Below are 12,437 nucleotides of genomic sequence, written 5' to 3' on the forward strand. Positions count from 1 at the left end.
GTCCCGGGGTCCCGGGCGGCGGTGGCCGGGGCCCGCTTGGCTGCGGGAGCCGGGGCGGCGGGCGCAGCCGCGGCGGGAGCGGGGGCAGCCGGTGCAGGTGCTGCCGGCGGTGCGGCGGCGGGCGCTACAACGGGAAGTTCACGGGTGGCAGGATGCACAGCTGTCGCGGTGCCGGACGTTCCGTTGGCGGAAGAGGCGTCACTGGCTTCGAAGGATTCGAACAGCGGCCACCACTTGGCGTCAACCGTGTTCTTGTCCTGCTGGTAACGCTCGTACAGTTCGTCAACGAGCCACTCGTTTCCGCCAAATTCCTCTGGTAGACGGTGGCTTGGCTGCTCTGGCACTTGAAATACGCCTCTTCCATGAGTTTGATTCCCTCTGGCTTCCACGGTGCCTCGGCACAACGATTGAGCCAGTCTCTGCGTCCAGTGAACCCAGACCCATGCCAGTCTAGTGAGGATTCTTGCCAAACCGCCAATAAGGGTGACCCAAATCATGATCCGCCCCATCAGCCGCCGAAATGGAGTGAAGAAGTGGTCCGGAATCGGCCGGAATGACGTGCCGGCGGGGCCCGGGACCCGCCCTAGAATCAAAGGAGAACCCGCATGGCGCCAAGGGCGCCAGCCACAGGGTGCCAGCTAAGGAGCAACCGTGCGTTTCCTGAATGAGCCCACCACCGACCTGACGTACTCCGACCTGTTCCTGGTACCGTCCCGCTCGGATGTCACCTCCCGCCTGGACGTCGATCTCACGGCCGACGACGGGACCGGCTCGGCGATACCCCTGGTGGCGGCGAATATGACGGCGGTGACGGGGAAGCGGATGGCCGAGACCATGGCCCGCCGCGGCGGCCTTGGAGTCCTGCCGCAGGACGTCCCGCTCGATGTCATCCGGGACGTCACGGCCTGGATCAAGGGGCGCCACCCGGTCCTGGAGACCCCGGTCACGCTCGCGCCCACAGACACCGTCATAGATGCCCTCCACCTGATGGGCAAGCGGCCGCACGGGGCCGTGGTGGTGGTGGATGACTCCGGCGCCGTCACCGGTGTGGTCCGGGCCGCCGACTGCGAGGGCCAGGACCGGTTCGCGTCCCTGGCCTCCGTCGTCCGCCACCAGCCGCTGGTGCTCGACGCCGCACAGCTTGGGAACGGGTCGGCCGCCGCCGCGGCGGATGCCGCGCAGGCCCTCCTCCGCGCCTTCGAGGCGATGGATGCAGCCGGAACCGACTACGCTCCGGTGCAGCAGGACGGCGTCCTGGCCGGCGTGCTCACCCGCAAGGGCGCCCTCCGCTCCACGCTCTACCGGCCCTCCCTGGACGAGGACGGCCGGCTCAAGGTGGCTGCCGCCGTCGGAATCAACGGTGACGTGGCCGGGCGGGCGGCCGAATTGCTGGCCGCCGGCGTAAACGTGCTGGTCCTAGACACCGCGCACGGCCACCAGCAGAAAATGTTCGACGCCCTGGCTGCCGTGAAGGGACTCAACCCCGGCGTCCCTGTGGTGGCCGGCAACGTCGTCACCGGCGGGGCCACGCGTGAACTCATCGAGGCCGGTGCGGACATCGTCAAGGTCGGCGTGGGTCCGGGCGCCATGTGCACCACCCGCATGATGACGGCCGTGGGCCGTCCGCAGTTCAGCGCCGTCCTGGAATGCTCCGCCGCCGCGCGCGAAGCCGGCGGCCGGGTGTGGGCCGACGGCGGGGTCCGCTACCCGCGCGACGTCGCCCTGGCCCTGGCCGCCGGTGCCAGCCAGGTGATGATTGGCTCCTGGTTTGCCGGAACGCACGAAAGCCCCGGGGACCTGCAGCTCGACGCTTCCGGCCGGCAGTACAAGGAAAGCTTCGGCATGGCCTCCGCCCGGGCGGTACAGAACCGGAACCAGCGCGAGGGCGCGTTTGAGAAGGATCGCAAGGCCCTGTTCGAGGAGGGCATCTCCACATCCCGCATGTATGTGGACGCGGCGCGGCCCGGCGTCGAGGACCTGCTGGACATGATCACCGCCGGGCTGCGCAGTTCCATGAGCTACGCCGGCGCTGCCGATCTCCCCGCCTTCCGGGAACGTGCCGTGGCAGGCATCCAGTCCGCGGCAGGCTATGAGGAAGGCCGGCCCGTCCCGCAGAGCTGGTGATTCCCGCACACCCCAAGGACGCGGGCGGGCGGGGGTTGGCGGCGGCTGCTCCTGTAGACTGAAATTCTTATGGACAGTAAATCTAGGTGCCGGCCTGGGGGCTGTCAGCGGAGAACGGAAACCGTTACCGCGCAGTCCACCCGCAGAGCCGGCAAACCCCGTTCACGCGCCCATCATTCTCCGGCCACCCGCCACCCCGGAGCCTTCCAGGAAACAGGGTCGGCCGCCGCCGACCATCCTCCGCCAGGCAGGCCCTTCCAGCACCTACGGCCCCTGCGACGGCCGTTAATTTCCGCCGCCGCCGCTGCCGTGGAAGCAGGCTGCTGACATGGAATGGCTATTCCTCGCAGCAGGCCTCCTGCTCATCCTTGGCACAGGGTTCTTTGTCGCCGTGGAATTTTCCCTCGTCGCCTTGGACCAGTCCACCGTGCAGCGCGCCGTCGATACCGGCGACACCGCCGCCGAGCCCCTGCTCAAATGTCTCAAGTCACTCTCCACCCAGCTCTCCAGCTGCCAGCTGGGCATCACCATGACCACCCTGCTGACCGGCTACGTCATGGAACCGTCCGTCGGCAAACTGCTCGAAGGCCCCCTCACCGCCCTGGGCGTCCCGCCCGCGGCGGCCGCCTCCCTGTCCCTGATCCTCGCAATGGCGCTGGCCACCCTGCTCTCCATGCTGATCGGCGAGCTGGTGCCAAAGAACATGGCCATCGCACTGTCCTTCCCGGTCGGCAAGGCCGTTGCCCGGCCACAGCTGGTGTTCACCGCCATCTTCAAACCCGCCATCGTGGTGCTGAACGGCTTCTCCAACAAGGTCCTCAACGTCTTCGGTCTGGAGGCCAAGGAGGAAATCTCCGGCGCCCGCACCCCGGCCGAACTGGCCTCGCTCGTCCGTCGCTCCGCGGCCATGGGCACCCTCGACGCCGGGACGGCCAACTTCATCTCCCGCACCCTGAAGTTCTCCGGGCGGACCGCCGCGGACGTCATGACCCCCCGCATCCGCGTGGAGACCATCGACGCCGACCAGCCGGTCTCGGATATCGTCGAGGCCGCCAAACGCACCGGATACTCCCGCTTCCCCGTGATCGGCGAGTCCTCCGATGACATCCGCGGCGTGGTGCATATCAAGAAGGCCATCGCCGTCCCCTCGGACCGCCGCGCGAAGCTGCAGGCAGGGGCCATCATGACCGATGTGCTCCGCGTCCCCGAAACCATCCACCTGGACGCCCTCCTGGCCGAACTGCGCGAGGGCAACCTTCAATTGGCGGTCGTCCTTGACGAGTACGGCGGAACCGCCGGCGTCACCACCCTGGAAGACCTCGTGGAGGAAATCGTCGGGGAAGTGGCCGACGAACACGACAAGGTCCGCCCCGGCCTGCTTCAGAGCGCCTCGGGGGACTGGTACTTCCCCGGCCTGCTCCGGCCCGACGAGCTCTCCGAACAGATCCCGGGCCTGACCGTGCCCGATGAGGCTGCCTACGAAACGGTGGGAGGCTACCTCATGAGCCAGCTCGGCCGCATCGCGGCAGTCGGCGACACAGTGGACGTCGACGGCGGGACACTCAGCGTGACCCGCATGGACGGCCGCCGCATCGACCGGATCTGTTTCCGGCCGGCCCGGGAACCCGGCGACGGCGAGCCCGGCGGCCAGCCCGGCAACGAGCCCGGCCCCCAGTCCGGCAGCCAGGCAGGTGCCGCATGAGCGACTGGGCCGGAATTTTGTGGCTTGCCCTCCTGCTGGTGGCCAATGCCTTCTTCGTGGCGGCTGAATTCGCTGTCATGTCCGCGCGCCGCAGCCAGATCGAACCGCTGGCCGAAGCCGGCTCCAAGCGGGCCCAGACCACGCTCCGGGCCATGGAAAACGTCTCGCTCATGCTCGCGTGCGCCCAGCTCGGGATCACAGTCTGCTCGCTGCTGATCCTGCTGGTGGCCGAACCCGCGATCCACCACCTCCTGGCTGTACCGCTGGAAGCGCTGGGCGTTCCTGCGGAGGCCTCCGACATTGTGGCGTTCGCCGTCGCACTGCTGGTGGTGACATTCCTGCACGTCACGTTCGGCGAAATGGTGCCCAAGAACATCTCCGTGTCGGTCGCCGACAAGGCGGCGCTGCTGCTGGCACCGCCCCTGATGTTCATCGCGCGCGTGGTCAAGCCCTTCATTGCGGCCCTGAACTGGTCCGCGAACCATATCCTGCGGCTCATGCGGATTGAGCCGAAGGATGAGGTGACGTCCTCCTTCACGCTTGAAGAAGTGCAGTCGATCGTGCAGGAATCCACCCGCCACGGACTAGTGGACGACGACGCCGGACTCATTACCGGAGCGCTGGAGTTCTCCGAACACACGGCCTCGCGGGTGATGGTCCCGCTGGGAAAGCTCGTCATGCTCAAGGCGGCCACCACGCCGGCKGARTTYGARAAGKCRGTGAGCCGSACCGGGTTCTCSCGCTTCCCSATGCTCGATGACGACGGCATGCTGGCCGGCTACCTCCACATCAAGGACGTGCTGTCCATTCCGGATGCCGGGTACCACGAGCCGATTGCGGAAAGCCACATCCGGTCGCTGGCGAACCTGGCCATGGACGACGAAATCGAGAAGGCCATGTCCGTCATGCAGCGCACGGGCTCGCATCTGGCCCGCGTGATCGGCCCGGACGGACTGACCCAGGGGGTGCTGTTCCTGGAGGACGTGATCGAGCAGCTTGTCGGCGAAATCCGTGACGCGACGCAGGCCACGGGCTACCGCAGGCTGGGCCAAGACCAGTAAGGGACAGCCCAGCAACGGACACCCCGGTAACGGACAGGTGCGCTGTGGCCCGCCGTGTATCCCTAAATAGGAATGATTCCTATTTAGGGATACACTCGGGCTGTTGCTATTGCTCCTGATTCTCAATAACAGATCCGAGGTTTCCCGTGCGTCGTCCCGCTGCCCGAGCCATGCTGGCTGGTTTTGCCGGCTTAGGCCTCCTGCTCACCGCGTGCAGTCCGACGGCGGGCGGCTCGCGGGGGACCGCGGGCGACGGCGTGATCGACGTCGTGGCATCCACCAGCGTCTACGGCGACATCGTCTCGAGCATCGGCGGCGACAAGGTCCGGGTCACCTCGATCATCAACCGCACCAGCCAGGACCCGCACTCGTACGAGGCAACCACGCAGGACAAGCTGGCGGTCTCCAAGGCGGAGCTCGTGGTGGAGAACGGCGGGGGATACGACGCCTTCATCGACACCCTCGCCACCGACACGGGGCTGGACCACGGCAACATCATCAACTCCGTGGACGTCTCCGGCCTTGCCACCGGAAGTCCGGCACCGGCAACAACTGACGCCGCCGCCCACGCGCACGAGCACGCCGGGCTGAACGAGCACGTCTGGTACAGCCTGCCGGCCATGTCCCGCCTCGCGGACGCCGTCGCGGACAAGCTGGGTTCGCTGGAACCTGGCTCGGCACAGACGTTCCGGACCAACGCTGCGGCCTTCAAGGACTCTCTCGGCGGACTGGAAACCAAGCTCGCCGCCATCAAGGCCTCGGCGGGCCATTCGCCCGTTGCGGTCACCGAACCCGTCCCGCTGTACCTGCTCGAGGACGCCGGACTGGAGAATCAGACCCCGGAGGAGTACACGGCCGCGATCGAGGAAGACGCCGATGTGCCGCCCGCCGTGCTCAAGGCCGCCGTCGACCTCGTGGCATCCCGGGGCGTGAAGCTGCTGGCCTACAATACCCAGACGGAGGGACCCCAGACGGTGACGCTGAAAAAGGCCGCCGAGACCGCCGGCGTCCCGGTAGTGAATTTCAGCGAGACCCTTCCGGACGGCCAGTCCTACCTGCAGTGGATGACCGGGAATGTCGAGAGCATCGGCAAGGCCCTAGGATGATCGGAACAGCGGGAGCAGCAGTCTCCGCGGAAAATCGAGGAAACCCCCTTTGACACCGGTAGTGAGCCTCCGTGGTGCCTCCTTGGCGTTCGGCCAACGGACGCTCTGGGAGGGCCTGGACCTGGACATCAACCCGGGTGAATTCTTTGCCGTGCTCGGTCCCAACGGCAGCGGCAAGACCACCTTCCTGAAGGTCCTGCTGGGGCTGCAGGAACTGAGCACGGGAACTGCCGTGCTCGGCGGCCGTCCTGTTGAGCGGGGTAGCCGCAGGATCGGCTACGTGCCGCAGCAGAAATCATTTGACCCCGACACGCCCCTGCGCGCCCGCGACCTCGTGGCCCTCGGCGTCGACGGCCACCGCTGGGGCATCCGCCTGGGCGGCGCAAAAGTGAACCGGAAGGTCGATGAGCTCCTGGACCTCGTGGGCGCCACTGACTACGCCAAGGTGCCGGTGGGGCAGCTCTCCGGCGGCGAGCAGCAGCGCCTGCGCGTGGCCCAGGCCCTCGCTACGGATCCCAACGTGCTGCTGTGCGACGAGCCGCTGCTCTCCCTTGACCTTCAGCACCAGCAGGCCGTCAGCGCCCTGATCAATAAGCAATGCCGTGAGTCGGACAGCGCCGTGGTGTTCGTGACCCACGAGATCAACCCGATCATGGACTACGTGGACCGGGTCCTGTACCTGGCCGGCGGCCGGTTCCGGGTGGGCACACCCGAAGAGGTCATGACCACCGAGGTGCTCTCGGATTTGTACGGCAGCCACGTTGAAGTCATCCAGGCCAACGGCCGGCTGATCGTGGTGGGGCTGCCGGATGCCACGACGCACCACCACCAGGACGCGCACTCCGTCGCGGGCGAGGTGGGCTAGGTGGATCTGGGCAACCTGCTGCATTCAATCTTCAACTTCGAAAACTACGGCGAGCTGCTGGTCCTGGTGCAGAACTCGATCTGGGCCGGCGCCGTCCTGGGGCTGCTGGGCGGACTCATGGGCACCTTCGTGATGAAGCGCGACCTGGCGTTTGCGGTCCACGGCATCTCCGAGCTCTCCTTCGCCGGGGCAGCTTTCGCGCTGCTGATCGGCGCGAACATCATCCTCGGCTCACTGGCGGGATCGGTCCTGGCGGCCGTGGTGCTGGGGGTGATGGGCGTCCGCGCACGGGACAAGAACTCGATCATCGGCGTCATCATGCCCTTCGGGCTGGGCCTGGGCATCCTCTTCCTGTCCCTGTACGAGGGCCGGGCAGCCAACAAGTTCGGCCTGCTCACCGGGCAGATCGTGTCGGTGGGAACGGTCCAGCTGCAGGTCCTGGCGTTCGCCGCCGTCGTGGTGATGCTGGCGCTGGTCGCCATTTGGCGGCCGCTGACCTTTGCCAGCGTTGACCCGGACGTCGCCACCGCCCGCGGCGTGCCGGTGCGGGCCCTGGCCCTGGGTTTCATGGTGCTGCTGGGAATCAGTGTGGCGCTGTCCATCCAGATTGTCGGCGCGCTGCTGGTGCTGGCCCTGCTGATTACGCCCGCGGCGGCGGCCATGCGGGTCACGTCCTCGCCCCGGCTGGTGGTCACACTGAGCATCCTCTTCGCCATGGCGGCCACCGTGGGAGGCATCCTCCTGGCCCTCGGCGGCCGGCTGCCGATCAGCCCCTATGTGACCACGCTGTCATTCCTGATCTATGTGGCTTGCCGGGTGATCGGCGGCGCCCGGGCCAAGCGGGGGCTCAACGGCAGGGTGTTGCGGGCCGCCTAAGGCCTCCGTACCGCGCCCGGTGACGCCCTGGCGGATTTTCCCCATGTTTGGCGACGACCTCCGGCGAGTCCCGGCGACCTGCCGGTCAATACCGGTCCATGGGGTCCAAGGTGGGGAATTTCCGCAGCCCTGGGCTACTGGCCGGCTTTCAGGGCCGTGCATTCGGGGCACAGCCCGAAGATTTCCACGGTGTGCTCCACAGCCGTGAAGCCGTGCTCCTGCGCGATCCGTGCGGCCCAGGCTTCGACCGCAGGGGCCTCCACCTCCACGGCCTTGCCGCAGTTGCGGCACAACAGATGATGGTGGTGCCCGGTGACGGCGCAGCGCCGGTAAACCGCTTCGCCGTCGGCGTTTCGCAAGACATCCACCAGCCCGTCGTCGGCGAGGGACTGCAGGATTCGGTAGGACGTGGCGAGGGACACCGCAGTGCCGCGCTCCTGGAGGATGCGGTGCAGTTCCTGGGTGCTGACGAAGTCCGCCAGATCGTCCAGGGCGGCACTGACGGCGAGGCGCTGCTTGGTGACGCGCTGTTCCTTGCCCTGCACGGGTGCCGAGGCCTCTGCAGGTGCCGAGGCCGGAACCCGGCTGCTGCCGGCGGTAGCGCCTTGGGACATCATGGAACTCGCTTCGTCAAAGTATTCGCGGGGGTCTCGCTGCGGGGTGGTGGCAATGTCCAAGATTACCAGCGTGCAGGATCGCCGGCAGAGCTCCGTGGACACCGTGACGGCGGGTGCCTAGGCTGACCGGATGAAGCTGACCAAATTCACGCATGCCTGTGTCCGTCTCGAGCAGGATGGCCGGGTGCTCGTATTTGACCCGGGGACTTTCTCGGAAACGGACCAGGCCCTGGCCGGAGCACATACGGTGCTCATCACCCACGAGCACGCGGACCACGTGGACATTGACGCCGTCGCCGCCGCGTTGCAGTCCAATACAGCGCTGGAACTGTTCGCTCCGGAGGGGGTGGCCGCGGCGCTCCGCGGAAAGGCGCCCGACGCCGGGAGCCGGATCCACGCGGCGGCTGCTGGTGAGGAATTTGAGACCTCCGGCTTTGCGGTCAGGACGTTCGGCGGCCAGCACGCGCTCATCCACCCGCAGATCCCCGTCGTGGCCAACGTCGGCTACCTTGTCGATGCCAACGTCTACCACCCGGGGGATTCCTTCGCGATTCCCGACGGCGTGGACGTGAAGACGCTGCTGGTGCCCATCCACGCCCCGTGGAACAAGGTGGGTGAAGTGGTGGACTTTGTGATCGGCGTCCGCGCGCCGCAGGCCTTCCCGATCCATGACGCGCTCCTGAACGACATGGGCCGCGGCCTCATTGAAGGGCACGTGACCCGGATCGGCGCCAAATACGGCACCGAGTACCGGCACCTCTCCAGCGGCGACTCAGCGGAGGTCTAGCCGACGCCGGCCGCAGCCTGCGCTGTTGCGCCTACGCGGGCGCGCTCTACTTCTTCTACGCTGGTGCACTGGCGGCCGAGTCCGGCCATATGCCCGTGTGAAAGAATTCGTGCAGCACAGCTTCGTGGGGCTCGGGGTCCAGGCCGTGGGCCTCGAGCCACTCCGGGTTGTAGTAGTTCCCGGCGTAGCGGTCSCCGSCGTCGCACATCARCGWCACMAYGCTGCCCCGSCGGCCCTCGRCGAYCATCKCYGCGATCAGCTGCCACACGCCCCAGAGRTTGGTKCCGGTGGACGGGCCGGCGTGCAGCCCGGCGTGTTGTTTCAGGTGCCGCATGGCCGCCACGGACGCGGCGTCGGGAACCTGGATCATGTGGTCGATCACGGCGGGCACAAAGCTCGGCTCCATCCGCGGCCGGCCGATGCCCTCGATGCGTGACGGCCCTGCCGTTGCGCTCCCGCCAGCGGCTGCCCCGCCACCAGCCGCCCCGCGGGTGGCGGGCATCCCGCCGTCGGGCCGGCTGTCCCGCCAGCCCGGATAAAACGCGGAGTTTTCCGGATCGACGACGGCGAGCCTGGTCTCGTGGCAGTGGTACCGCAGGTACCGGCCGATCGTGGCGCTGGTCCCGCCGGTGCCGGCCCCGACCACCACCCAGCGGGGGATCGGATGCTCCTCAAGGGCCAGCTGGCCAAAGATCGACTCGGCGATGTTGTTGTTCCCGCGCCAGTCCGTGGCGCGTTCGGCGTACGTGAACTGGTCCATGTAGTGCCCGCCGGTGCTCCTGGCCAGATCCGCGGCGGCGTCATAGACCTCAGAGGCGTGGTCCACCAGATGGCACGAGCCGCCGAACTGCTCGATCAGGGCGATCTTCTCCCGGCTGGTGGTCCGGGTCATCACCGCGATGAAGGGCAGTCCGAGCAGCTGAGCAAAATAGGCCTCGGAGACGGCGGTGCTGCCGCTGGACGCCTCAACGATCGTGGTGCCCTCCCGGATCCAGCCGTTGACGAGGCCGAAGAGGAACAGCGAACGCGCCAGCCGGTGCTTGAGGCTGCCAGTGCGGTGGGTGGACTCGTCCTTCAGGTACAGCTGGACGCCCCAGTGTTCGGGGAGCGGCACCGAATACAGGTGCGTGTCGGCAGAGCGGTTGTTTTCGGCGTTGATCCGGCGGACGGCTTCGTCGGCCCAGGCCCGGTCCTGCTGATGCGCGGTGTTCACCGCTACAGCCTACCGGGGCGGCGGGACGCCGCAGATAGAGTGGGCGGATGGACACCATTCTTACTGCTGCTGCCCTCAAGGGCCGACTGGACGGACTGGACGGGCTGGACGGACTGGGCGGGGCCCGCGAAGCCGGCCAGCAAACCGTGCTCCTCGATGTTCGGTGGGCGCTGGGGGATCCCCACGGCCACGACCACTACCTTCGCGAGCACATCCCTGGAGCCGTCTTCGTCAATCTGGCCACCGAACTTGCCGGACCAGCGGATCCGGGACGCGGAAGGCATCCGCTGCCGCCGCTGGAGCAGTTCCAGGAATCAGCCCGCCGCTGGGGCATCAACGACGGCGACACGGTCGTAGCGTACGACGACAGCGGCAATATGGCCGCCGCCCGGCTGTGGTGGATGCTACGCAATGCGGGTTTCCGCGAGGTTTACCTGCTCGACGGCGGGTTGGCCGCCTGGCGGTCCGCGGGATTCGAAGTGGCGGCGGGATCGGAACAGCCGGCGCCCGGGAACGTCACCTTGTCCGAGGGCCACATGCCAGCGATCGACGCCGAACAAGCCGCTACCTGGGGCCGCCAAGGACTGTTGTTTGACGCCCGGGCGGCCGAGCGGTACCGAGGGGAAATCGAACCAGTGGATCCGCGCGCGGGCCACATTCCGGGGGCTGTGAGTGCCCCGACCACCGCGAACCTGGAGACCGACGGACGCTTTCTTGGCGCGGCAGAGCTGCGGGCGCGCTTCGAGCGGCTCGGCTACCAGGAAGGCGTCCCCGCTGCCGTTTACTGCGGGTCCGGGGTGACCGCCGCCCACGAAATCGCCGCCCTCGAGATCGCAGGCTTTTCGGCTGCCCTGTATCCGGGATCGTTCTCGGAGTGGTGCCACAGTGCCTCCAACGATGTGGTCACCGGGCCGGAACCGTATGGCGAGGACAAGGTTTCAAAGTAGTCGCCTGAACCGGCTCCTGCCGGACATCGATGTTGAGCGCGCGAAGCTCGGGGGCCCGCGGCTTCAGCGGCTTCCGCGACTTCCGCCGATCCCGAGCTGGAGCCTGAGCCCCTGCCCAGGCCGGAGGTTGAGCCCGAGCCCCAGGAGGTCGGCGCGCGCTGACACTCGCAGCCTGCCGCCAAGTTGCAGGGAAGCCGCCCGCTGATCGATTCGATCGGCGGGCGGCTTTTTCGTGCGGGCAATTTCATCGTCCAGTACGGGATGGCTTGTGGATCAGTCCCTCGTTCAGGCCGCTAGTGAGCCTGTGGGCCGCACATGCTTGAGCTTCTTCGCGTGGTGGCGGAGTTGGCGTCGTTGACGGGAGCCGGGTTGTTCCGGGGCTGGTGGGCGTAGCGGGGTTCCGGGCAGGGGTGGTGCGGTGGAGTGGTAGGTGTGGCCAGTGGGAGTGGTGAGCTCGAGGGTGTGGCGTGGTTCTGGGATGGCCCGGGCGGTCCAGCCGCGGGTTTCTTTGGTGTGGTTGCAGGCTTCGCAGAGTCCGGCGCCGTTGGCCGCGGTGGTAGGTCCGCCGTTGTGGTGGGAAACGATGTGGTCCAGGTGCCGGATAGGGGCGTCGCAGTATGGAGTACGRCAGGTGTCGTCCCGGGCYTGRATGAAGCGTCGGAGCCCTGGCGGGAAGATCCGGGCGCGAGAGTCCATGCCGATCAGCTCKCCGGYGCCGGGATGGGTGTASAGSCKGCGGAGCCAGACCTTGAACGCGGCTTCRTCWCCGAAATCTCCGGACGTGTCTGCGCCGCTAGGGGAACCGCCGGACCTGCTGCCGGATCCTTGTGATCCATCGGGCGGAGCGCCGGTACCTTGGCCCGTGGCCGGCTCCGGGTCCACGGAACCGCCGGCGGGGCCGTCAGGTTCCAACGAGTCGGTGGGCCCGGTGGTGACGAGGGTGCGGGCCCATTGGGCGGGAACGGTGCCGTAGCCGGGAAGGCGGGCCGGTTCGCTGTCGGCCTGGAAGAGGGTGCGGTCGGTCATGACGAGCTGGATCTCAACCCCGGTGATCCCGCCGGGGGTGCCGGCGGCGCGTTCGACGAGGGCATCGGCCATCAGTTGGCCGCGGCTCCTCGGATCCCCGGCGGCGCGTTGGG

At 67.7% G+C, this 12,437-nt stretch carries 12 protein-coding genes; 8 read left to right on the forward strand and 4 right to left on the reverse strand.

Translation table 11 applies throughout. The annotated features are described in order from the left end of the window. Window positions 1-344: 2-oxoglutarate dehydrogenase E1 subunit family protein (locus AC1DEY_RS21830; protein WP_476869813.1), on the reverse strand; the 344-nt coding region annotated here is incomplete at its 3' end. 307 nt (window positions 345-651) lie between these two features. On the opposite strand from AC1DEY_RS21830, the gene AC1DEY_RS21835 reads away from it, so the two are divergent. The 6 genes from AC1DEY_RS21835 (at window position 652) to AC1DEY_RS21860 (ending at window position 7,734) form a co-directional block, all read left to right on the forward strand. Beyond that, complete coding sequence (locus AC1DEY_RS21835) at window positions 652-2,124, forward strand: GuaB1 family IMP dehydrogenase-related protein (protein WP_476869814.1); 1,473 nt, start codon at window positions 652-654, stop codon at window positions 2,122-2,124. A gap of 328 nt (window positions 2,125-2,452) precedes the next feature. Beyond that, on the forward strand, window positions 2,453-3,826 hold the full coding sequence (locus tag AC1DEY_RS21840) for a hemolysin family protein (RefSeq protein WP_476869815.1): 1,374 nt from the start codon (window positions 2,453-2,455) through the stop codon (window positions 3,824-3,826). After that, window positions 3,823-4,887 carry a hemolysin family protein gene (locus AC1DEY_RS21845; RefSeq protein WP_476869816.1) on the forward strand — a complete coding sequence of 355 codons (1,065 nt, stop codon included), beginning with the start codon at window positions 3,823-3,825 and terminating at the stop codon, window positions 4,885-4,887. Before AC1DEY_RS21840 ends, AC1DEY_RS21845 begins: the two co-directional genes overlap by 4 nt. A gap of 146 nt (window positions 4,888-5,033) precedes the next feature. Then, entirely contained in the window at window positions 5,034-5,993 is a 960-nt protein-coding gene (locus AC1DEY_RS21850; RefSeq protein ID WP_476869817.1) for a metal ABC transporter solute-binding protein, Zn/Mn family, read from the forward strand. 49 nt (window positions 5,994-6,042) lie between these two features. Then, entirely contained in the window at window positions 6,043-6,858 is an 816-nt protein-coding gene (locus AC1DEY_RS21855; RefSeq protein ID WP_441407476.1) for a metal ABC transporter ATP-binding protein, read from the forward strand. Then, entirely contained in the window at window positions 6,859-7,734 is an 876-nt protein-coding gene (locus AC1DEY_RS21860; protein WP_441407477.1) for a metal ABC transporter permease, read from the forward strand. A 134-nt stretch (window positions 7,735-7,868) separates the two neighbouring features. On the opposite strand, the gene AC1DEY_RS21865 is transcribed toward AC1DEY_RS21860, so the two are convergent. Continuing rightward, window positions 7,869-8,348 carry a Fur family transcriptional regulator gene (locus tag AC1DEY_RS21865; protein ID WP_476869822.1) on the reverse strand — a complete coding sequence of 160 codons (480 nt, stop codon included), beginning with the start codon at window positions 8,346-8,348 and terminating at the stop codon, window positions 7,869-7,871. A gap of 133 nt (window positions 8,349-8,481) precedes the next feature. On the opposite strand from AC1DEY_RS21865, the gene AC1DEY_RS21870 reads away from it, so the two are divergent. After that, complete coding sequence (locus AC1DEY_RS21870) at window positions 8,482-9,138, forward strand: MBL fold metallo-hydrolase (protein WP_476869818.1); 657 nt, start codon at window positions 8,482-8,484, stop codon at window positions 9,136-9,138. A gap of 55 nt (window positions 9,139-9,193) precedes the next feature. Here the strand turns inward: AC1DEY_RS21870 and AC1DEY_RS21875 are convergent, their stop codons facing one another. Next, a complete protein-coding gene (locus AC1DEY_RS21875; protein ID WP_476869819.1) occupies window positions 9,194-10,351 on the reverse strand; it encodes a PLP-dependent cysteine synthase family protein in 1,158 nt (385 codons plus the stop codon). A 47-nt stretch (window positions 10,352-10,398) separates the two neighbouring features. Between AC1DEY_RS21875 and AC1DEY_RS21880 the strand changes: the two genes are divergently transcribed. Then, window positions 10,399-11,298, forward strand: a complete 900-nt coding sequence (locus tag AC1DEY_RS21880; RefSeq protein ID WP_476869820.1) for a sulfurtransferase — start codon at window positions 10,399-10,401, stop codon at window positions 11,296-11,298. Window positions 11,299-11,583: 285 nt separating this feature from the next. Here AC1DEY_RS21880 and AC1DEY_RS21885 read toward each other — a convergent pair. After that, window positions 11,584-12,437 (reverse strand): HNH endonuclease (locus tag AC1DEY_RS21885; RefSeq protein WP_476869821.1); only part of this gene is annotated, 854 nt, incomplete at its 5' end.

The sequence above is a fragment of the Arthrobacter sp. 05T47 genome (assembly GCF_056395825.1).